This is a genomic window from Rhizobium sp. Root1203 (assembly GCF_001424945.1).
Classification (GTDB): Bacteria; Pseudomonadota; Alphaproteobacteria; order Rhizobiales; family Rhizobiaceae; genus Rhizobium.
Window position 1 is genome coordinate 33,294 of the sequence record NZ_LMCW01000069.1, and the last position, 21,176, is coordinate 54,469.

The window sequence follows — 21,176 nt, forward strand, 5'->3', positions numbered from 1 at the left end:
ACCGGTTTGCTGAAGGCATTCGGAACGGCCTGCGTGTTACCCGTTCATCATGCACGGTCTGGGTCAATTGCATGAAAAGCTGGCCACCGCATTTGGCGGTCATCCCGCTCATCCAGGAGATGAGCGGGCAGAGGATGCGACTGCCTCCCCATCCGCGCACGCCAGGAGATCGTCCTCGCTCATCGCGAGGGGCAGACTGCTGTCCTATTGGCTCGGCGGCGCCGGCCTGCTCGCTTCGCTTGTACTATTGGCGCTCGGCTATGCCGGCGGGTTGCTGATCGTTTCGATCGGCCTTGGAAGCCTCGCAGTCGCCGCTCTCCTCGGCATGGCCGTTCTTGCGGCACGTCTGCATAGCACACCAACGACTGCCGAGCAGCGCGAGAAAGCCGGCAGACGCCGGGGTGCCGACCTCTTTGCCAGCATACACGACGCACTGGGCGACATCACCGTTACCCGCACCATGGACCGGCGGATCGTCGGCGCCAACGACATGTTTCGCCGACTGACCGGTCGGCTCAGCCCCGAGGGACAGACCTGCGAGGAGATCGGCATCGCCTTTCGGCCAGGGGCGGAACCACATCGCTACGACGTGGAGATCTCGACGCCCGAGGGGCAACGCATTTTCTTCTGGCGTGATGTCATCACGCGTGACGCGAGCGGCGGGCGGCTTCTGCTGCACAGCATCGCACGCGACGTGACCGACGAACGCCTCGCGGCCCAGGCGCGCGAGGAGGCCCGGCAGAAAGCCGAGTACAACAGCGCCGCCAAGTCGCGAATGCTCGCCACCGTCAGCCACGAGATCCGCACGCCGCTCTCGGGCATCCTCGGAATGACGCATCTGTTGACCGAGACGCGACTGACGCAGGAGCAGCAGAACTACCTGACAGGCATCCACCAGTCCGGCCATGCGCTGACCCATCTCGTCGAGGATCTCCTGGATTTCTCGACGATCGAAGTCGGTCGATTCCAGTTGCGCCCTCGCGCGGAATCGCTGCGCAAGCTGCTGGAGAGCGTTGTTGAAATGCTGGCCCACCGGGCGCACGAAAAAGGCATAGAGATCGGCGCGACGGTATCGTCGGACGTTCCCGACGTCATGAACTTCGATCCCGCCCGCCTGCGCCAGGTGCTCTTCAACGTCATCGGCAATGCCGTGAAGTTCACCCAGTTCGGTGGTGTGTTCATTCGCGTCTCGCTTGAGGACGACGACCTGCTGATCACCGTGACCGACACCGGAGCCGGCATGACCGACGAGGAGCAGTCGCGGATCTTCGGCGAATTCGAGCAGGGCGGCGGCATGGTCGAGAAGAGCGGCGGTACTGGGCTTGGCCTTGCCATCTCCGCCCGCATCATGCGCGAATTCGGCGGTACGCTCACGGTCGCGAGCGAAAAGGGAGCCGGCAGCGAATTCAGCATCCGCTTCGGCATTGAACACGAAGAACGCAGCCGGGCGCGGCGCGACGGCCTGCTTGCTGGGAATATCGTCGTGCTGCTTGCGCCGGCCGGCGCCGCCCGCACCGCCATCTCCGAAACGATCGCAACGCTTGGCGGCAGCTGCCATTTCGTCGAGGACGGGGAGACTGCGCGCCGAACACTCCTCGATATAGCCAGCCGTGGCCGCCGCCCGACCGACATCATCGTCGATCACCGCATGTCCGGCGAGTTCGCGACACACCTTGCCGACCGCGCGGATATCGCGGCTCTCGGCTTGCGAAAGATCTTCCTGGTCAATCCGGAGGAGCGCAATGCCCACTCGCTCGATCTCTTCGATTCGTGGCTCATCCGGCCGCTGCGCGAGCAGTCGCTGATCGACGTGCTGCGCGGGCGCATGCGCGGCATGGAAAAACGCGACGCGCTGAACGACAACCAGCCGGGCTTCAGTGCCGCCATTCCGGAAGCGGGCATTCAGGGCGGACTCAAGATTCTGCTCGCCGAGGACGATCCGATCAACGCCATGCTGATCCGCGCCATGATGGAAAAGGCCGGACACAGCGTAGAGCATGTCGATCACTTCGAAGCGCTGCTCGACGCGGCGCTGGCGGAGGGAAGCGTGCGCCCCGATATCATCATCAGCGATCTTTCCATGCCCGGCGGCGACGGCATCGAAATGCTTGGCCGGCTACGCGGCCACGAACGCCGGCTCGACGTTCCGCCCGTGCCGATCATCGTGCTGACAGCCGACAAGCGCGACGAATCGCGTCGCCAAGTCTTGCTGAACGGCGCAAACCGCGTCATGCTTAAACCTGTGGATCCGATAAGGCTTCTGACGGAAGTTCAAGCTGTCGCCGCTCTCTCCGCACGTCGCGCAGAAGCGCTATAACGGTCAAACCAGCCCGTGCGTTTCCTGCGTATCAGGGGGTTAAAAATGTCACTTTCATGTAACATATAAGTGTTCTATGGCGTCTCAAAGCCGGCAATGAAAGAATCGTCATGTCCGTAGACATCTTCAACCGTGACACCGTCACCGAGGCTCACCGGCCGTCGAGAGCGGCTGCGCCGAAGGAAGGCGATGTGCTTGGCCGCATCGGCAATCTGGAAACCCGGCTTGCCCGTACCCCGAGCGAAGTCGATGCCGCACAGGCGGTTCGCTACCGCGTCTTCGTCGAGGAAATGCAGGCGCAACTGCCCGCCGAAGCGATGCGGCGCAAGCGCGATGTCGATGCCTACGATGCTTTCTGCGACCACCTGCTGGTGCTTGACCGCTCGATCGAAGGCGACAGCGAAGACCAGATCGTCGGCACCTACCGGCTGTTGCGACAGGACGTCGCAATGGCGAACGGCGGATTTTACTCGGCTTCCGAATTCGCGATCGACGAGCTGATCGCGCGTCATCCGGATAAGCGCTTCATGGAGCTCGGCCGCTCCTGCGTCCTGCCTGACTACCGGACCAAGCGCATCGTCGAGCTTCTCTGGCAGGGGAACTGGGCCTATGCCCTGAAGCATGGCATGAGCGCAATGTTCGGCTGCGCCTCATTTCCCGGCGTTCATCCGGAAAGCCACGCTCTTGCGCTGTCGTTCCTTCGTCACAGCGTTGTCGCCAAGGACGACTGGGCGGTCGGCGCCCTGCCGCACCTTGCCCGCGACATGGACCTGATGCCTGTCGAGGCGGTCAATCCGAAGCGGGCGCTGGCGGCACTGCCGCCGCTCATCAAGGGCTACCTGCGGCTCGGCGCCATGGTCGGCTCCACAGCCGTCGTCGATCAGGCGTTCAACACCACCGACGTGCTGATCGTCCTGCCGATCGCCAGCATCTCGGATCGGTATCTGAACTACTACGGCGCTGACGCCGGACGGTTCTCCAGCTGATTCCATAGGTGGCGGAGGGATGCCTCATCCGCCTGCCGGCACCTGCTCCCGGCTGGGGAGAAGAGCCGCGTTGCCGGTCTCCTCTCCCCGTCCCAATTACGATCCCGCCGTGTAGGCAGCGATCGCCGCCATGTTGACGATGTCGGAATCCTTTGCGCCCATCGAGGTGATCTGCACGGCCTTGTCGAGACCGACGAGGATCGGGCCGATGACGGTGGAGCCGCCGAGTTCCTGCAGCATCTTCGTGGAGATCGATGCGGAATGGAACGCCGGCATGACGAGCACGTTTGCCGGTCCGGACAGGCGGCAGAACGGATACTGTTCCATGACCTTGCGGTTCAACGCCACGTCCGCGGCCATTTCGCCGTCGTACTCGAAATCGACACGGCGCTTGTCGAGGATATTGACGGCCTCGCGCACCCGCTCCGAGCGTTCGCCGGACGGATGGCCGAAGGTGGAGTAGGCAAGCATGGCGACGCGCGGCTGATAGCCCATGCGACGCGCAAAACCCGCGGCTTCCACAGCGATATCTGCGAGTTCCTCGGCCGACGGCATGTCGTGGACGGCGGTATCGGCAACGAAGACAGTGCGGCCGCGGCAGAGCGCGATCGAAACACCAATCACCCGGTGTCCCGGCTTCATGTCGATGCAGCGGCGCACGTCGTCGAGCGCGGTCGAATAGTTGCGGGTGATGCCGGTGACCATGCCGTCCGCATCGCCGAGCGCCACCATGCAGGCGGCGAAATGGTTGCGGTCGTTGTGGATCAGGCGCTGGGCATCGCGGTGCAGGTAGCCTTTGCGCTGCAGGCGCGCGTAGAGATAGTCGATATAGGTCTCGACGCGGGTCGAAATGCGGGCGTTGACGATCTCCAGTCCGGGACGGTTGAGATCGATACCGGCGCGCTCGGCAGTCGCGTGGATCAAGTCCTCGCGGCCGAGCAGGATCGCGGTTCCGAGTTCCTGATTGGCATAGGAAAGGGCCGCGCGCATCACCTGCTCTTCTTCCGCTTCGGCAAACACCAGCCGCTTGGGCCGGCGGCGGACGCGCTCGTAGAGGCTTGCCAGCGTCGAGGCGATCGGATCGCGGCGGGCCGATAGTTCGCGGGCGTAGCCGGCCATATCGGCAATCACCTTGCGGGCGACGCCGCTATCGATCGCAGCTTGCGCGACCGCCACCGGAATTGCCGAAATCAACCGCGGATCGAAGGGAACCGGGATGATGTACTGCGCGCCGAAGCGAGGGCGATTGCCCTGATAGGCAGCGGCGACATCGTCCGGCACGTCCTCGCGCGCCAGGCTGGCCAGCGCCTTGACGGCGGCTATCTTCATCTCGTCGTTGATCGTCGTGGCGCGGACGTCGAGCGCGCCGCGGAAAATATAGGGAAAGCCGAGGACGTTGTTGACCTGGTTCGGGTAATCGGAACGGCCCGTCGCCATGATTGCGTCGTCGCGGATGCCGGCAACCTCCTCGGGGGTGATTTCCGGATCGGGATTGGCCATGGCGAAGATGATCGGACGCTCGGCCATCGAACTGATCATTTTCTCCGAGAAAGCACCCTTCTGAGAAAGGCCGAAGACGACGTCGGCGCCATTCATGGCCTCCTCGAGCGTCCGCGCCTTGGTTTTCACCGCATGCGCCGACTTCCACTGGTTCATTCCCTCGGTGCGGCCCTGATAGATCACACCCTTGGTGTCGCACAGCGTGATGTTCTCGGGCGCAAAACCCAGGGCCTTGATGAGCTCGACGCAGGCGATTGCCGCGGCACCCGCGCCGTTGCAGACAAGCCTGGTCGTCTTCAGGTCGCGGCCCGTCAGTTCCAGAGCGTTGATGAGACCGGCCGCGGCGATGATCGCGGTTCCGTGCTGGTCGTCGTGGAAAACGGGGATATCCATCAGTTCGCGCAGGCGCTGCTCGATGATGAAGCAATCGGGCGCCCTGATGTCCTCAAGGTTGATGCCACCGAAGGAAGGGCCGAGGAAGCGCACGCAGTTGATGAATTCGTCGACATTTTCCGTATCGACTTCGAGATCGATGGAATCGACGTCGGCGAAACGCTTGAAGAGCACCGACTTGCCTTCCATGACCGGCTTGGACGCCAAGGCCCCGAGATTGCCGAGGCCGAGGATTGCCGTGCCGTTCGAGATGACCGCCACCATGTTGCCGCGCGTGGTGTAGTCGTAGGCGGTCGCCGGATCGGCGGCGATCGCCTTCACCGGAACGGCCACGCCGGGGGAATAGGCGAGCGACAGGTCACGCTGCGTGGCCATCGGCTTGGTCGGCGTGATCTCAAGCTTCCCCGGCCGCCCCATCGCATGAAATTCGAGCGCTTCACTGTCGGTCACGGACGTCAGCGGCCGCTGCTTCTTCTCGGTATCGGGCATTTTTCCTCCAACGTCCTGTGGGTGACGCGTTGCTCTTCCTCAATCGCGGTTGTCATCTATAGCGGCGCGCGGATAGGGTTGGCACCTCTTTTTTGGGAAAAATTGCACCTCCGTGAACGAACGAATGGACTCCAGACACGAAGCCTTTTCGGCTGCCGAGCTCGCAACGGAGGAAAGCCGCGCCTCGGCGACGCCGATGATGGAGCAATTCATCGAGATCAAGGCCAACAACCCCGACTCGCTGCTGTTCTACCGCATGGGCGACTTCTATGAATTGTTCTTCGAGGATGCGCTGGAAGCATCGCGCGCGCTCGGCATCACGCTGACCAAGCGCGGCCAGCATATGGGGCAGGACATTCCCATGTGCGGCGTCCCTGTGCACGCAGCCGACGACTATCTGCAGAAACTGATCGGGCTCGGCTTCCGCGTCGCCGTCTGCGAGCAGATCGAGGACCCGGCGGAGGCCAAGAAGCGCGGCGCCAAATCGGTCGTCAAGCGCGACGTCGTCCGACTCGTGACGCCGGGGACGATCACCGAGGAAAAGCTGCTCTCGCCTTCGGAATCGAATTACCTGATGGCGCTTACCCGGATTCGCGGCGCATCCGAGCCGCTGATGGCACTGGCCTGGATCGACATCTCGACCGGCGTCTTCCGGCTTGCGGAAACGGAAAGTTCGCGGCTGCTGGCCGATATCCTGCGGATCGATCCGCGCGAGCTGATCCTGCCGGATACGATGTTTCACGATCCCGAGCTGAAGCCGGTTTTCGACGTTCTCGGTCGCACTGCCGTTCCGCAGCCTTCGGTGCTGTTCGACAGCGCCACGGCGGAGGGCCGCATTGCGCGCTACTTCGGCGTCTCGACGCTCGACGGCTTCGGCGCCTTCTCGCGGGCCGAGCTGGCGGCAGCCGCCGCGGCCGTCGCCTATGTCGAGAAGACGCAGATCGCCGAACGGCCGCCGCTCGGCAAGCCGGAGCGTGAAAGTGCCGCCTCGACGCTCTTCATCGATCCTGCGACGCGGGCCAACCTCGAGCTTGCCCGGACGCTGTCCGGCGACCGTAACGGCTCGCTGCTGAAGGCTATCGACCGCACAGTCACCGGCGGCGGGGCGCGATTGCTCGCCGAGCGACTGATGTCGCCGCTGACCGACCCCGTCCGCATCAACGAGCGCCTGGATTCGATCGGTTTCCTCATCGAGGAGCCCTCGCTCTGCGGCGACCTGCGCGACCGCCTGAAGCAGGTGTCGGACATGCCGCGGGCGCTGTCCCGCCTTGCGCTCGACCGCGGCGGTCCGCGCGATCTGGCGGCAATTCGCCAGGGTTTGACAGCCGCGACCGACGTGGCTGAGCTGCTGGGCAGCGCGCTGCTGCCCGAAGAGCTTGCGCAGGCGCTCTCCGGGCTGCGCGCCTTGCCGTCCGAACTGGCGAAACTGCTTCTTGAAACACTGGGCGACGAGCTTCCGCTTCTGAAACGCGACGGCGGCTTTCTGCGCGATGGCGCCAGTGCCGACCTCGACGAGGTCAGGGCGCTGCGCGATCAATCGCGCCGGGTAATCGCCGGCCTGCAGTTGCAGTATGCCGACGAGACCGGCATCAAGTCGCTGAAGATCAAGCACAACAATGTGCTCGGCTACTTCATCGAGGTGACCGCCGGCAATGCGGGGCCGATGACCGACACTCCCGAGGCAAAGTCACGCTTCATCCATCGGCAGACGATGGCGAATGCAATGCGGTTCACGACGACCGAGCTTGCCGATCTCGAAAGCCGGATCGCCAATGCGGCGGATCGGGCTCTCGCCATCGAACTCGCCGCCTTCGACAGGATGACATCGGCCGTCGTTGCCGAAGCGGAAGCGATCAAGGCAGGCGCCCGTGCACTCGCCATCGTCGATGTCGCAGCCGGGCTCGCACTGCTGGCAGACGAGCAAGCCTACTGCCGGCCGATTGTCGACGGCACAAAGATGTTTGCGATCGAAGGCGGGCGCCACCCCGTCGTCGAGCAGGCATTGCGGCGCCAATCTTCCGGTCCCTTCGTTGCCAACAATTGCGACCTCTCGCCTGTGGCAGACGGCAAAGACGGGGCGATCTGGCTGCTCACCGGTCCCAACATGGGCGGTAAATCGACGTTCCTGCGCCAGAACGCGCTGATCGCGATCCTTGCGCAGGTGGGCTCGTTCGTGCCCGCGACAGCAGCTCATATCGGCATCGTCGACCGGCTGTTCTCGCGCGTCGGCGCGTCGGACGATCTGGCGCGGGGGCGTTCGACCTTCATGGTCGAGATGGTCGAGACAGCGGCGATCCTCAACCAGGCGACCGAGCGCTCCCTGGTGATCCTCGACGAAATCGGTCGCGGGACGGCAACGTTCGACGGCCTTTCCATCGCCTGGGCTTCCGTCGAACATCTACACGAGGCGAACCGCTGCCGCGGACTTTTTGCCACGCACTTCCATGAACTGACCGTCCTCTCCGAGAAGCTTGCGCGGCTGTCGAACGCGACGATGCGCGTGAAGGAATGGGACGGGGACGTCATCTTCCTGCACGAGGTCGGCCCGGGTGCTGCCGACCGCTCCTACGGCATCCAGGTCGCGCGGCTGGCGGGTCTGCCGGCCTCGGTCGTGGCGCGCGCCCGCGACGTGCTGACGCGGCTCGAAGATGCAGACCGGAAAAACCCGGCGAGCCAGCTGATCGACGACCTGCCGCTGTTCCAGGTCGCGGTGCGCCGCGACGAAGCGGCACGCGGGCCGTCCAAGGTCGACGAGGCGCTGAAAACCATGAGCCTCGACGACATGACGCCGCGCGAGGCACTCGATGCGCTCTACGATCTGAAAAAGAAGCTGAAGCAGGGCTAGCCGATGTTCATGGACCGTCTTTTGCGCGAAACGCAGTGTCTCGCCAACGTCTTCACTGCAGTCGAGGCGCTGCGGCTTGCCGACGAGCACGGCAATCCGCGCGGCTGGGCCTCGCCCTGCGGAATGCTGGAGATTACCCGCTGCTGCGCCGTCATCTCCGATCTCGCGCTCTCGATCGCGAAGGCCGGCTACCGCGAATGCGACAAGCAGACGCTCGACGAAATCGCCAGCGAAACGCGCCAGGTCCTCTATTCCATGAAGGCCCAATTCGCGGCGTAATCGCGGTCCGTCGGTGGCCGGTGTCCTCCCGACGGAGGCGGACACCACCTTTTCGCCAAAATTAAAGGTTCTTGCAGTATGAAAGCCCGTGTCAAACACGGGGCAAAGAGGCTATAGCGCATGCAGACGAAACGAGAGGCGGACCAGGACGCGGTTGCGCCGCGCGAACAGGAAGCCGCCCTGCGCATGGCGATGACGAACACCATCGATTTCTCTGATATCCTCGACACGGCCGCTCTGCGACGGACCTGCGACGCTGTGGCCGAGGCCAGCAGGAACCGGCCGGATGTGATGCGCTCCGATCTGCTGGCCATTCTCAAGAAGGCAAGCAGCGAAGGCCGCGACAAGGCACGCGAACTTCTCTCCGCCGACGGCAGCGGCCTCAGCTGCGCCCGCCGCATCTCCTGGCTGCAGGACCAGATCATCGCCGTCCTCTACGAATTCGCGACAGCGCATGTCTTTCCGGCGCAGAAGGACAAGTTCGCGGTGACGGCCGTTGGCGGCTACGGCCGCGATACGCTGGCGCCAGGCTCGGACATCGATCTTCTGTTCCTGTTCCACCCGAAGCCGGCCGAAGAAACCCACAAGGCAGTCGAGTTCATGCTCTATGTCCTCTGGGACATGGGCTTCAAGGTCGGGCATGCGACGCGGACGCTCGAAGAATGCATCGCGCTGTCCAGGTCCGACATGACGATCCGCACGGCGATCCTCGAGATGCGCTTCATCTGCGGCCTGAAGTCGCTGGAGACAGACCTCGAAACGCGCTTCGACAAGGAAATCGTGACCGGTACCGGCCCGGAATTCATCGCGGCAAAGCTGGCCGAACGCGACGAGCGCCACCGCAAGGCAGGTGACACGCGCTATCTTGTCGAACCGAACGTGAAGGAAGGCAAGGGCGGCCTGCGTGACCTGCACACGCTGTTCTGGATCTCGAAATACTACTACCACGTCCGCGACACCGCCGAACTCGTTGCCCTCGGCGTGCTCTCCAAGCATGAATACCGGCTGTTCGAAAAGGCCGACGATTTCCTCTGGGCCGTGCGCTGCCACATGCATTTCCTGACCGGCAAGGCCGAGGAACGGCTCTCGTTCGACATCCAGCGGGAAATCGCCGAAGCACTCGGCTATCATTCGCGCCCCGGCCTTTCGGCCGTCGAACGCTTCATGAAGCACTACTTCCTGGTTGCCAAGGATGTCGGCGACCTCACCCGCATCCTCTGCGCAGCGCTCGAAGACCAGCAGGCGAAGTCGACGCCGGGATTGTCGGGCGTCATCAGCCGCTTTGCCCATCGCAGCCGCAAGATTGCCGGCAGTACCGATTTCATGGAGGATCGCGGCCGCATCGCGCTCGCCAGCCCCGACGTGTTCAAGCGCGATCCGGTCAACATCATCCGCCTGTTCCATGTTGCAGATATCAACGGGCTCGAATTCCACCCGGATGCGCTGAAACGCGTCACGCGGTCGTTGAGCCTGATCGACAACACGCTTCGGGAAGGCGAAGAGGCGAACCGCCTCTTCATGTCGATCCTCACCTCCAAGCGCGATCCGGCGCTGATCCTGCGGCGGATGAACGAGGCCGGCGTGCTCGGGCGCTTCATCCCCGAGTTCGGCAAGATCGTCGCCATGATGCAGTTCAACATGTACCACCACTATACGGTGGACGAGCATCTGATCCGCACCGTCGACGTTCTGTCGGAGATCGACAAGGGCAAGGCCGACGACCTGCATCCGCTTGCCAACAAGCTGATGCCGGGGATCGAGGACCGCGAGGCGCTCTATGTCGCCGTTCTGCTGCACGACGTCGCCAAGGGCCGCCAGGAGGATCACTCGATCGCCGGCGCGCGCGTCGCCCGCAAGCTCTGCGCCCGCTTCGGGCTCTCGCAAAAACAGACCGAAACGGTCGTCTGGCTGATCGAGGAACATCTGACGATGTCCATGGTCGCGCAGACCCGCGACCTCACCGACCGCAAGACGATCACCGATTTCGCCGATCGGGTGCAGTCGCTCGAACGGCTGAAGATGCTGCTGATCCTGACGATCTGCGACATCCGCGCCGTCGGTCCGGGCGTCTGGAACGGCTGGAAAGGCCAGCTGCTGCGAACGCTCTACTACGAGACAGAGCTGCTGCTCGCCGGCGGCTTCTCCGAGGTCTCCCGCAAGGAGCGCGCCAACTTCGCAGCCGAGGCGCTGTTCAACGCGCTGTCCGACTGGAGCCAGAAGGACCGCAAGACCTACAGCAAGCTGCACTACCAGCCCTACCTGCTTTCCGTGCCGCTGGAAGACCAGGTGCGCCATGCCGGCTTCATCCGCCAGGCGGACAATTCGGGCCAGGCGCTGGCCACGATGGTGCGCACCGACAGCTTCCACGCGATCACGGAGATCACCGTGCTCTCGCCCGACCACCCGCGCCTGCTCGCCGTCATCGCCGGCGCCTGTGCGGCGGCCGGCGCCAACATCGTCAACGCGCAGATCTTCACAACCTCGGACGGCCGCGCGCTCGACACGATCCATGTCAGCCGCGAGTTCAAAGACGATGCCGACGAGCTGCGTCGCGCCGGCACCATCGGGCGGATGATCGAGGACGTTCTCTCCGGCCGCAAGCGCCTGCCCGAGGTGATCGCCACCCGCGCGAAGAACCGCAAGAAGAGCAAGGCTTTCGTCATTCCGCCGTCGGTCAACATCTCCAACAGCCTGTCGAACAAATTCACCGTCATCGAGATCGAGTGCCTCGACCGGCCGGGCCTGCTTTCGGAGGTGACCGCCGTGCTCTCCGACCTGTCGCTCGACATTCAATCGGCGCGCATCACCACGTTCGGCGAGAAGGTGATCGACACCTTCTACGTCACCGACCTCGTCGGCCAGAAGATCTCCGGCGACAGCAAGCGATCCAACATCACCGCACGGATGAAGGCCGTCATGGCCGAGGAGCAGGACGAGCTCCGCGAGCGCATGCCCTCCGGCATCATCGCGCCGGCGACCACGCAACGCAGCGGCGCCCCGACTGAAAAGAAAGCGGACTTCACCGCATGAGCCTGTACGTATGAGCCTTGTCAAGAAATTCGCCACCGTCGGAGGCGCTACGCTCGGCAGCCGCCTGTTCGGCTTTGCCCGTGAAACGCTGATGGCGGCAGCGCTCGGCACCGGCCCGATGGCTGACGTCTTTTATGCGGCGTTCCGGTTTCCGAATCTGTTCCGCCGGCTGTTTGCCGAAGGCGCGTTCAACGCTGCCTTCGTGCCGCTGTTTGCCAAGGAAATAGAGGCGCACGGCATCGACGGTGCCAAGCGCTTTTCCGAGGAAGTCTTCGGCGTCCTGTTCTCGGTGCTGCTGCTGATCACCATCGTGATGGAGCTGGCGATGCCGCTTCTGGTGCGCTTCGTCATCGCGCCGGGCTTCACCAACGATCCGGACAAGTTCGACATCACCGTGCGCATGGCGACGGTGATGTTCCCCTACCTGATGTGCATGTCGCTGACGGCAATGATGAGCGGCATGCTGAATTCGCTGCATCATTTCTTCGCAGCGGCGATCGCGCCGGTCTTCCTCAACGTGGTGATGATCGGCGCGCTGTTCTATGCGCTGTACACGGGCGCCGAACCGCTTGCGACCGCGTGGTATCTCTCCTGGGGCGTGCTCGTGGCGGGTGTGCTGCAGCTTGCCGTGGTCTATTTCGGCGTCCTCCATGCGGGCATGAGCATCGGACTTCGCTTCCCGCGCTTCACGCCCAACGTCAAACGGCTGCTGATCCTGGCGATCCCGGCGGCTGTCACGGGCGGCATCACGCAGATCAACCAGATGATCGGCCAGGCAATCGCGTCCAGCCGCGAGGGCGCCATTGCGGCGCTGCAGTATGCCGACCGCATCTATCAGCTTCCACTCGGAGTCGTCGGCGTTGCCGTCGGCGTCGTGCTTTTGCCGGAACTCGCGCGGGCGCTCAAGGGCGGCCATCTGCGCGAGGCCGGGAACCTGCAGAACCGTTCGATCGAATTCGTCCTTTTCCTGACGATCCCGGCGGCGTTCGCGCTCTGGATTCTCTCGGACGAAATCATCCGCGTGCTCTACGAACGCGGTGCTTTCCATCAGCAAAACACCGCGATCGTCGGCTCCATTCTGGCGATCTACGGTATCGGCCTGCCCGCTTTCGTGCTGATCAAGGCATTGCAGCCCGGTTTCTACGCGCGCGAGGACACGAAGACACCGATGCGGTTTTCGGCCGTTGCCGTCGCGGTCAACTGCGCGACAGCCCTGACGCTTTTTCCACGTCTGGGTGCGCCCGGCATCGCCGTTGCAGAGGCGACGGCGGGCTGGATCAGCACGGTGCTGCTCTTCGGGACGCTGTTGCGCCGCGGCCACCTCACCTGGGAATGGGCGCTCGCGCGCCGTGCCGCCCTTCTCGTCGTTTCGGCGGCGGTCATGGGTGGGGCGATCATGTACCTGCAGCACCGCTGGGAACCGTCACTCGCGTCCAGCGCCCCGCTTTTGACGAAGGTCGGCACGCTCGGGCTGTTGATCGCCATTGCGATGGTCGTCTATTTCGCGACCGCGTTTCTGATCGGCGGCGCGAACCTCGGCATGATCCGGCGCAACCTCAACCGCAAGCCGGCGGTCAAGACGGACAGCTAATTCCGCAGATCGCGTTTCAGCTAGCAGTACACCCATCGCCGTTTCGGGCCGACGTCGACATGGACGATGCCGTTGCAGTAGCGGCCGATGCCGCCTATGCCGGGCGCATCGGCGGCGATCGCGACAATCGTTCGGTCGGAAACCCCCGGTACGCGGATGTCGGCGGCGGCGCAGTTGCGGTGCTGCGAATGCGACCGCCCCGAGTGCGGCCGGAAGCCCGAAGTGACCAGGGGCCTGCGACCTGTCCGCAGGGCGATATAGGCCAGAATCCCCCTCAGCTGCGGCGGAAAGCAACTCGCTCGCACACTGACGGTTTGCAAAGTGTAGGCAACTGCATGCGGATGTTTCAAAGGTCCGATAGACAATTTACGCACGTTCTGGGCACCAGCGCCGTCAAAGCAGGAAAGGCTGAAAAGACCGGCAATCGCGATGGAAAATGCAGTATGCATGGTTATTTCCCCCGAGAACGGCATCGGCAAGGTCCGATGCTCATATTTGCGGACGGAAACGCATTCCTGAAAAATGGCCTTTTTGTGAAATTATATACCGACTAAGTTATTTGTACCCCCTGATTTACGTCGATTTGATAAATTCAATATACCTAAAAAGCAGTATAAATTACCGTACAATTAAAATTGAATTAGAAAATTCACAGAAAAATTGGCGGTCGGTTTTAGCGCTTTCGGATATACCCACGCAGCAATTTGCGGTCCCCCCTTCCGAGGAAGCAGACATGGTCAGACAGGGGCGATGAAGCAGCGTGATCGATGAGGCGCGCGCAGAGCGATGTCCCGGCAGACGGGCGACCGCTCCGAACCACTTGATTGCTGCCCCTCCCCCGTGCATAAGCCGCGACGTTAGCAACATGGGCCGTTGGCCCTGGGGCCCTCCACAAGCCTAATCGAGGACAGAATGAGCGAATTCAAGAAAGTCGTCTTCTCCGGCGTTCAGCCGACAGGAAATCTCCATCTCGGCAACTATCTCGGCGCGATCCGCAAGTTCGTGGCGCTGCAGGACGGCAACGACTGCATCTACTGCGTCGTCGACATGCATGCGCTGACGGCGCAACTGGTGCATGAGGACATGCCGAACCAGATCCGTTCGATCGCCGCCGCCTTCATCGCGTCTGGCATCGATCCGGAAAAGCACATCGTTTTCAACCAGTCGGCCGTACCGCAGCACGCGGAACTCGCCTGGATCTTCAATTGCGTCGCGCGCATCGGCTGGATGAACCGCATGACGCAGTTCAAGGACAAGGCCGGCAAGGACCGGGAGCAGGCCTCGCTCGGGCTTTACGCCTATCCGAGCCTGATGGCCGCCGACATTCTCGTCTATCGCGGAACGCATGTTCCCGTCGGCGACGACCAGAAGCAGCACCTTGAACTTGCCCGCGACATCGCGATGAAGTTCAACCTCGATTTCGCCGACAATATCCGCAAGGCCGGCTACGGCATCGACATCACCGTCGGCAACGAACCGGTGCATGCCTATTTCCCGATGGTCGAGCCGCTGATCGACGGTCCGGCTCCGCGCGTCATGTCGCTGCGCGACGGCACCAAGAAGATGTCGAAGTCGGACCCTTCCGATCTCTCGCGGATCAACCTGATGGACGACGAGGAAACCATCTCGAAGAAGATCCGCAAGGCAAAGACCGATCCGGATGGGTTGCCCGGTGAACTCGACGGCCTGAAGGGTCGCCCCGAGGCCGACAACCTCGTCGGCATCTACGCGGCGCTTGCGGACAAGACGAAGACCGAGGTTCTTGCCGAGTTCGGCGGCCAGCAGTTCTCCGTCTTCAAGCCGGCCTTGATCGATCTGGCCGTCACGGTTCTTTCGCCGATCACCGCCGAAATGCGCCGCCTGATGAGCGATACGAGCCACATCGACGCGATCCTGCGCAATGGCGGCGAGCGCGCACGGGCGCGCGCCGAAGTCACCATGAAGGAAGTCCGCGACATCGTCGGCTTCATCTACTGACACCTCGTCCGGGCGGCCAGCCGCCCGGACTTGTCGAACCGGGGACCACAGCGTACTCTCATCGAACCCGTTGGAGGCTCTGATGCGTGATCGCAAGCTCATCCAGATCGGCACCATGGAAGTCCGGTTCCTGATCGACGAAGATCAGAGTTCGGAAAGCCTAGTGATGTTCGAGTTCGTAGTGCCTCCGCAAGCCAGAGTGCCGGCTGCGCATTTCCACCGCGACGTGGACGAGGTGATCTACGGAATCTCCGGAACAATGACGACCACCGTCGACGGGAACAAGCACGAGGTGCATCCGGGTGAAACGGTGTTCATTCCACGCGGTTTCGTGCACACCCATGAAAACCTTCATGCCGAGACCGCCCGGGTGCTGATTACCATGACACCCGGACTGATCGGTCGTCGATACTTCGAAGAAATCGCCTCGGCAATGAACGTCGTCGGCAAGCCCGACATCGAGCATGTGAAGGAAATCATGTTGCTTTACGGCCTCGTGCCCGTCTGATCCTCCGCTTTCCCGGCGATCGGTCCAGGCCAAAACGAGGACTTGCAAAGTCTCGGTATCGCATGTCAGAGTCCGCTCCATGGTATCAAAACGACTCTCCCGGCTGGAAGGCCATCGCCGCAAATTCATGGCGGTCATCGATGACACGCCCGAATGCCAGCGCGCCGTCCATTATGCGGGGCGGCGTGCGAAAAACTCCAACGGCGGCCTCGTGCTGGTCTACGTGATCCCCGAAGGCGACTTCCAGCAGTGGCTGGGCGTGGAAGAGATCATGCGAACCGAGGCGCGGGAAGCGGCCGAGGCGGTCGTGGCGAAATCGGCTCAACTGGTGCGGGAGACGATCGGCATCGAGCCCGAGATGGTCATCCGCGAAGGAAGTGCCGCCGAACAGATCAATGCGGTGATCGAGGAAGACCGGGACATCGCGATCCTCGTCCTTGCCGCCAGCTCCGCGAAGGAAGGCCCCGGACCGCTGGTTTCGTCGGTCGCCGGTCGTGGCGCGGCCTTCCCCATCCCCGTCACCGTCCTTCCCGATACACTGACGGACGAGGAACTCGACGCGCTGGCATGACGTCTTTTCTTGAGTGCCGGTCTCTTGAATAGAGTCGCCAATCGGCTTATTTTCTCTTTTGAAGAATTCTAAAGACGGCACGGCGAAATGCCTGCCGCACGGAGAACGAGATGTTTATTCAGACCGAAGCCACGCCGAATCCCGCCACGCAGAAGTTCCTGCCCGGCCGGGTCGTCATGGAAAACGGCACTGCCGAATTCCTCAGCGCCGACGAGGCTCAGGCATCGCCGCTCGCCGCGCGCCTTTTCGAAATTCCCGGCGTTACCGGTGTCTATTTCGGCTATGATTTCATCAGCGTTTCCAAGGAAGACCAGGAGTGGCAGCACCTGAAGCCCGCCATTCTCGGGTCGATCATGGAGCACTTCATGTCGGGCAAGCCAGTCATGGGCGACGCATCCATCCTGTCGGAGGATCAGGATGCCGGCGGCGAGTTCTTCGACGAAGGCGACGAGTCGATCGTCCTGACGATCAAAGAACTGCTGGAAACGCGCGTCCGTCCGGCCGTCGCCCAGGATGGCGGCGACATCACCTTCCGCGGCTTCAAGGATGGCAAGGTCTACCTCAACATGAAGGGGTCGTGCGCCGGCTGCCCGTCCTCGACGGCGACGCTGAAGCACGGTGTACAGAATTTGCTGCGCCATTTCGTTCCGGAAGTTCAGGAAGTCGAAGCCGTCTGACGACCTGAACCTGAAATCGCCATGGCGCAGCGTTTGCAAACGCGGTGCCGCGATGTATGGACAGTCAGGAACGCTTTATTCGGAAATTGATGCCATGATCATACTGGCGCTCGACACCGCAGGTGTGGATTGCGCTGCCGCTCTCTATGACAGCGGCAGGGATACGGTGCTGGGGGAGGCATCGGACATGATCGGCAAGGGGCATGCAGAGCATCTGATGGGGATCGTCGATCGCGCGCTGGACCAGGCGGGCATCGCTCTTTGCTCTGTCGATCGCATCGCCGTCACCGTCGGCCCGGGCTCATTTACAGGCATTCGTGTCGGCGTGGCCGCTGCCCGCGGCTTTGCGCTGTCGCTCGAAATTCCCGCCGTCGGCATCACCACGCTCGCTGTCATGGCGGAGGCGGAACGGCAAAGGTCGCCGGGACGGGCGGTGCTTTCCGCGATGGATGCCAAGCGCAACGAAATCTATCTGCAAACCTTCGATCCCGGCGGAAAGCCGATCGATGAGGCCCGTGCGGTCTCAGTCGAGGACGCGCAGGCGCTCGCCGCGGATTTCGACGGTGCCGTCACCGGCTCGGCGACACCCCTGCTGGATCCGGACGCGACCGGCGATCATGCCAATCACTTCCCGATTTCCATCGTGGCGCGCCTCGGCGCTACCGCCGACCCCGATTCCGGAAAGCCGAAGCCCCTTTATCTGCGCGGACCCGACGCCAAGCCGCAGGCCGGGTTTGCAATTGCGCGAGTATGACGATGCTGGAATCCTACCTGTCGCTGAAGCCGGAATTCGAAATCGTCGCGATGGACAGCGACGACTGCCGCTCGGTTGCGGCCCTGCACGGCGAACGCTTTGCCCGCCCCTGGGGCGATGGCGAGTTCTATAGCCTTTTGACGCAAGGCACCGTCTTCGGGTTCGTGGCACGCCAGACCAATGCTTTCCTGAAGAAGCCGCTGCCAGGCTTCGTCCTTGCCCGCGAGGTCGCCGGCGAGGCCGAAATCCTGACCATCGCCGTGCAGGCGAAGGTGGCGCGGGCCGGCCTCGGCTGGCGGCTGATGCAGGCGGCGATGCGCGAGGCGAAGCTGCGCGGCGGCGAGAGCATGTTCCTAGAGGTCGACGATGGAAACGCCGCGGCGCTCGGCCTCTACCGCAAGCTCGGCTTCGAGAACGTGGGCGAACGTCGCGGATACTACAAGGATGCGAACGGTGCCGTTTCCAGGGCGCTTGTCATGAAGCGCGTTCTTCGCTAGTTCCGTTGCTGAACGTTGACTATCGGAAGGCAGCTCATGACTGACGTGGCCAAGACCCTTGAGGAGCTTTGCGCTGAACGCGGCATGCGCATGACCGAGCAGCGCCGCGTCATCGCGCGCATTCTCGAGGAGTCCGAAGATCATCCCGACGTGGAAGAGCTCTATCGGCGCTCGGTGAAAGTGGATGCGAAGATCTCGATTTCGACCGTCTACCGCACGGTCAAGCTGTTCGAGGACGCAGGAATCATCGCGCGCCACGACTTCCGTGACGGTCGTTCGCGCTACGAGACCGTGCCGGAGGAACACCACGACCACCTGATCGATCTGAAGACCGGGGTCGTCATCGAGTTCCGCTCGCCCGAGATCGAAGCGCTCCAGGAGCGGATCGCCCGTGAACACGGCTTCAAGCTCGTCGACCACCGGCTCGAGCTCTACGGCATCCCGCTCAAGAAGGACGAGCACTGAGGTCATGAGTGCCGCCGTGGAGTGTTCGAGTTGATCGCCGGGCTGCGCGTCGCCCTTGCCGGTATCGTCATCCTTGTTGCCAGCATCCTGCTCATGCCCTGGCAGCTCCTCGCCTTGCGCTTCGACTGGAAGCTCCGGCGTCGGCTGCCGCGCGTCTGGCACCGCATCGTCTGCCGCTGCCTCGGCATCCGCATCCGTGTCCACGGCAAGATGGAAACGCACCGACCATTGATGCTGTGCGCCAACCACTCGTCGTGGATGGACATCATGGTGCTCTCGGCGATCGCCGACGTCGCCTTCATCGCCAAGGTCGAGGTGCGGGACTGGCCGATCTTCGGGACGCTTGCCAAGCTGCAGAAGAGCGTCTTCGTCGTCCGCGAGGAAAAACGCAAGACCGGCCACCAGGCGAACGAGATCGCCGCCCGGATGGCGGATGGCGAGATCGTGGTGCTTTTCCCGGAGGGCACAACGTCCGACGGAAACCGCCTGCTCGAGGTCAAATCCTCGCTCTTCGGCGCTGCGGCGATGGCCGTACCGGCATCGCCGACCGGCCTCGTCATCGTGCAGCCGGTTGCGGTCGCCTATACCGGCGTCCACGGCCTGCCGATGGGGCGGTATCATCGCCCGCTGGCATCATGGCCCGGCGATGTCGAGATGCTGCCGCATCTGAAGGATGTGCTGCGGTGCGGCGCGTTCGAGGTGGACGTCTGCTTTGGCGAGGCGGTCGAATACGGCCCGGAAACCAATCGCAAGCAGGCCAGTGCGACGATTGCGCAACGCATTCGTTCCATGCTCGGAGACGCCCTGCGCGGCCGGAATATCGCCTGAGGCAAGATTTCCTTTTCTCGCGCGCCAAAAACCACTAAATAGCGCGCCATGACCCACGACAGCGCCCTTCTTCCGGCCCCGGAGACCGATCTCCGCGATGGCAGCAACAGCCGCAAGGTTTTCATCAAGACCTACGGCTGTCAGATGAACGTCTACGACTCGACGCGCATGAGCGATGCGCTTGCCCGCGACGGCTACGAGCCGACCGAGGATATGGAAGAGGCCGACCTCGTCCTGCTGAATACTTGTCATATTCGCGAGAAGGCGGCGGAGAAGGTCTATTCGGCGCTCGGCCGCCTTCGCGATATGAAGAAGAAGCGCACCAGCGAGGGCCGCGAGTTCATGATCGGCGTTGCCGGTTGCGTTGCGCAGGCCGAAGGCGAGGAAATTCTCCGCCGCGCGCCGGCCGTCGATGTCGTCATCGGTCCGCAGACCTACCACCGGCTGCCGGAGGCGCTGCGCCGCGCCAAGGAAGGCCAGCGGATCGTCGATACCGAATATGCACTCGAAGACAAGTTCGAGCACCTGCCGATCGCTGACAGGACCAGGATCCGCGCGCGCGGCGTCACCGCATTCCTGACGGTGCAGGAAGGCTGCGACAAGTTTTGCACCTTCTGCGTCGTGCCCTATACGCGCGGCTCGGAAGTGTCGCGCCCAGTCAGCCAGATTGTCGAAGAGGCGCAGAAGCTCGTCGATGGCGGCGTGCGCGAGATCACGCTGCTCGGCCAAAACGTCAACGCCTGGCACGGAGCCGGTCCCAACGGGCAGGAGTGGACGCTTGGCGATCTGCTCTATCGGCTCGCGGAAATCCCCGGCCTTGCGCGTCTGCGCTATACGACCAGCCATCCGCGCGACATGGACGACCGCCTTATCGAGGCGCATCGCGACCTGCGCGCGCTGATGCCATACCTGCACCTGCCGGTTCAGGCGGGTTCGGACCGCATCCTGAAAGCGATGAACCGGCGCCACACGGCGGCCGAATACCTGACATTGATCGAGCGCATCCGGACGGCCCGTCCCGATATCGCGCTGTCGGGCGATTTCATCGTCGGTTTTCCGGGGGAGACAGACCAGGATTTTGAGGATACACTCCGCCTGGTAGAAGAGGTGCGCTATGCACAAGCCTTCTCCTTTAAATACTCGACTCGGCCGGGTACTCCCGGTGCGGAACTGAAGGACCAGGTGCCCGAAGAGATCAAGGCAGAACGACTCGAACGCCTGCAGGCGCTTCTCCTGAAGCAGCAGCAGGAATTTGCCGAATCCTGTATCGGAAAGACGATCGAACTGTTGCTTGAAAAGCCCGGTCGCATGCCAGAACAACTTATCGGCCGTTCTCCCTGGCTTCAGTCCGTGAATGTTGATGCAAAAGCATCGCAAATCGGTGACATTATTAAAGTGCGAATCACCGGAACCGGAACCAACAGCCTGTTTGCCGAGATTGCAGAGGCTGAGGTCTAAACCCAAGGAGC

At 62.9% G+C, this 21,176-nt stretch carries 17 protein-coding genes; 15 read left to right on the forward strand and 2 right to left on the reverse strand.

The annotated features are described in order from the left end of the window. The first annotated feature begins 49 nt into the window (after positions 1-49). Both ASC97_RS31705 and ASC97_RS31710 read left to right on the forward strand, forming a co-directional pair. On the forward strand, positions 50-2,317 hold the full coding sequence (locus ASC97_RS31705; RefSeq protein ID WP_057472305.1) for a hybrid sensor histidine kinase/response regulator: 2,268 nt from the start codon (positions 50-52) through the stop codon (positions 2,315-2,317). A gap of 110 nt (positions 2,318-2,427) precedes the next feature. Next, complete coding sequence (locus ASC97_RS31710; RefSeq protein WP_057472306.1) at positions 2,428-3,303, forward strand: GNAT family N-acetyltransferase; 876 nt, start codon at positions 2,428-2,430, stop codon at positions 3,301-3,303. 96 nt (positions 3,304-3,399) lie between these two features. Here the strand turns inward: ASC97_RS31710 and ASC97_RS31715 are convergent, their stop codons facing one another. Next, the gene (locus ASC97_RS31715; protein ID WP_057472307.1) at positions 3,400-5,685 is read right to left on the reverse strand and encodes an NADP-dependent malic enzyme; all 2,286 of its coding nucleotides are present in this window, start codon (positions 5,683-5,685) and stop codon (positions 3,400-3,402) included. 124 nt (positions 5,686-5,809) lie between these two features. On the opposite strand from ASC97_RS31715, the gene mutS reads away from it, so the two are divergent. The 4 genes from mutS to murJ all read left to right on the forward strand — a co-directional run bounded on the left by mutS (position 5,810) and on the right by murJ (position 13,430). Continuing rightward, positions 5,810-8,530, forward strand: a complete 2,721-nt coding sequence (gene mutS, locus ASC97_RS31720) for a DNA mismatch repair protein MutS (protein ID WP_443216799.1) — start codon at positions 5,810-5,812, stop codon at positions 8,528-8,530. 3 nt (positions 8,531-8,533) lie between these two features. Continuing rightward, positions 8,534-8,809 (forward strand): hypothetical protein, encoded by a 276-nt coding sequence (locus ASC97_RS31725; protein ID WP_057472309.1) that lies wholly within the window; start codon positions 8,534-8,536, stop codon positions 8,807-8,809. A gap of 120 nt (positions 8,810-8,929) precedes the next feature. Continuing rightward, a complete protein-coding gene (locus ASC97_RS31730) occupies positions 8,930-11,839 on the forward strand; it encodes a [protein-PII] uridylyltransferase (RefSeq protein ID WP_057472310.1) in 2,910 nt (969 codons plus the stop codon). 10 nt (positions 11,840-11,849) lie between these two features. Beyond that, the gene (gene murJ / locus ASC97_RS31735; protein WP_057472311.1) at positions 11,850-13,430 is read left to right on the forward strand and encodes a murein biosynthesis integral membrane protein MurJ; all 1,581 of its coding nucleotides are present in this window, start codon (positions 11,850-11,852) and stop codon (positions 13,428-13,430) included. Between the two features lie 20 nt (positions 13,431-13,450). Here the strand turns inward: murJ and ASC97_RS31740 are convergent, their stop codons facing one another. Further along, positions 13,451-13,879 (reverse strand): YcbK family protein, encoded by a 429-nt coding sequence (locus tag ASC97_RS31740; protein WP_057472312.1) that lies wholly within the window; start codon positions 13,877-13,879, stop codon positions 13,451-13,453. A gap of 463 nt (positions 13,880-14,342) precedes the next feature. Here ASC97_RS31740 and trpS point away from each other — a divergent pair, with 463 nt between their 5' ends. From trpS to miaB, 9 genes are all read left to right on the forward strand, one after another. After that, positions 14,343-15,407 carry a tryptophan--tRNA ligase gene (gene trpS, locus ASC97_RS31745; protein WP_057472313.1) on the forward strand — a complete coding sequence of 355 codons (1,065 nt, stop codon included), beginning with the start codon at positions 14,343-14,345 and terminating at the stop codon, positions 15,405-15,407. Positions 15,408-15,489: 82 nt separating this feature from the next. Further along, positions 15,490-15,915 carry a cupin domain-containing protein gene (locus ASC97_RS31750; RefSeq protein WP_057472314.1) on the forward strand — a complete coding sequence of 142 codons (426 nt, stop codon included), beginning with the start codon at positions 15,490-15,492 and terminating at the stop codon, positions 15,913-15,915. Positions 15,916-15,994: 79 nt separating this feature from the next. Next, entirely contained in the window at positions 15,995-16,486 is a 492-nt protein-coding gene (locus tag ASC97_RS31755; protein WP_057472315.1) for a universal stress protein, read from the forward strand. A 110-nt stretch (positions 16,487-16,596) separates the two neighbouring features. After that, positions 16,597-17,163, forward strand: a complete 567-nt coding sequence (locus ASC97_RS31760) for a NifU family protein (RefSeq protein WP_057472316.1) — start codon at positions 16,597-16,599, stop codon at positions 17,161-17,163. Positions 17,164-17,257: 94 nt separating this feature from the next. Beyond that, entirely contained in the window at positions 17,258-17,917 is a 660-nt protein-coding gene (gene tsaB / locus ASC97_RS31765; RefSeq protein WP_057472317.1) for a tRNA (adenosine(37)-N6)-threonylcarbamoyltransferase complex dimerization subunit type 1 TsaB, read from the forward strand. After that, positions 17,914-18,414 carry a GNAT family N-acetyltransferase gene (locus tag ASC97_RS31770; protein ID WP_200959580.1) on the forward strand — a complete coding sequence of 167 codons (501 nt, stop codon included), beginning with the start codon at positions 17,914-17,916 and terminating at the stop codon, positions 18,412-18,414. Before tsaB ends, ASC97_RS31770 begins: the two co-directional genes overlap by 4 nt. 36 nt (positions 18,415-18,450) lie before the next feature. Then, positions 18,451-18,879: a Fur family transcriptional regulator gene (locus ASC97_RS31775; RefSeq protein WP_057472319.1), complete on the forward strand. Its 429-nt coding sequence runs from the start codon at positions 18,451-18,453 to the stop codon at positions 18,877-18,879. 30 nt (positions 18,880-18,909) lie between these two features. Beyond that, on the forward strand, positions 18,910-19,707 hold the full coding sequence (locus ASC97_RS31780) for a lysophospholipid acyltransferase family protein (protein ID WP_057472438.1): 798 nt from the start codon (positions 18,910-18,912) through the stop codon (positions 19,705-19,707). 48 nt (positions 19,708-19,755) lie between these two features. Continuing rightward, positions 19,756-21,165: a tRNA (N6-isopentenyl adenosine(37)-C2)-methylthiotransferase MiaB gene (gene miaB, locus ASC97_RS31785; RefSeq protein WP_057472320.1), complete on the forward strand. Its 1,410-nt coding sequence runs from the start codon at positions 19,756-19,758 to the stop codon at positions 21,163-21,165. Positions 21,166-21,176 lie beyond the last annotated feature (11 nt).

What these genes read in the sequence shown, in the direction of transcription:
- ASC97_RS31705 (WP_057472305.1), top strand. Translation starts at nt 50, where the DNA reads ATGCACGGTCTGGGTCAATTGCATGAAAAGCTGGCCACCGCATTTGGC.
- ASC97_RS31710 (WP_057472306.1), top strand. Translation starts at nt 2,428, where the DNA reads ATGTCCGTAGACATCTTCAACCGTGACACCGTCACCGAGGCTCACCGG.
- ASC97_RS31715 (WP_057472307.1), bottom strand. Translation starts at nt 5,685, where the DNA reads ATGCCCGATACCGAGAAGAAGCAGCGGCCGCTGACGTCCGTGACCGAC.
- mutS (WP_443216799.1), top strand. Translation starts at nt 5,810, where the DNA reads ATGGACTCCAGACACGAAGCCTTTTCGGCTGCCGAGCTCGCAACGGAG.
- ASC97_RS31725 (WP_057472309.1), top strand. Translation starts at nt 8,534, where the DNA reads ATGTTCATGGACCGTCTTTTGCGCGAAACGCAGTGTCTCGCCAACGTC.
- ASC97_RS31730 (WP_057472310.1), top strand. Translation starts at nt 8,930, where the DNA reads ATGCAGACGAAACGAGAGGCGGACCAGGACGCGGTTGCGCCGCGCGAA.
- murJ (WP_057472311.1), top strand. Translation starts at nt 11,850, where the DNA reads ATGAGCCTTGTCAAGAAATTCGCCACCGTCGGAGGCGCTACGCTCGGC.
- ASC97_RS31740 (WP_057472312.1), bottom strand. Translation starts at nt 13,879, where the DNA reads ATGCATACTGCATTTTCCATCGCGATTGCCGGTCTTTTCAGCCTTTCC.
- trpS (WP_057472313.1), top strand. Translation starts at nt 14,343, where the DNA reads ATGAGCGAATTCAAGAAAGTCGTCTTCTCCGGCGTTCAGCCGACAGGA.
- ASC97_RS31750 (WP_057472314.1), top strand. Translation starts at nt 15,490, where the DNA reads ATGCGTGATCGCAAGCTCATCCAGATCGGCACCATGGAAGTCCGGTTC.
- ASC97_RS31755 (WP_057472315.1), top strand. Translation starts at nt 15,995, where the DNA reads ATGGTATCAAAACGACTCTCCCGGCTGGAAGGCCATCGCCGCAAATTC.
- ASC97_RS31760 (WP_057472316.1), top strand. Translation starts at nt 16,597, where the DNA reads ATGTTTATTCAGACCGAAGCCACGCCGAATCCCGCCACGCAGAAGTTC.
- tsaB (WP_057472317.1), top strand. Translation starts at nt 17,258, where the DNA reads ATGATCATACTGGCGCTCGACACCGCAGGTGTGGATTGCGCTGCCGCT.
- ASC97_RS31770 (WP_200959580.1), top strand. Translation starts at nt 17,914, where the DNA reads ATGACGATGCTGGAATCCTACCTGTCGCTGAAGCCGGAATTCGAAATC.
- ASC97_RS31775 (WP_057472319.1), top strand. Translation starts at nt 18,451, where the DNA reads ATGACTGACGTGGCCAAGACCCTTGAGGAGCTTTGCGCTGAACGCGGC.
- miaB (WP_057472320.1), top strand. Translation starts at nt 19,756, where the DNA reads ATGACCCACGACAGCGCCCTTCTTCCGGCCCCGGAGACCGATCTCCGC.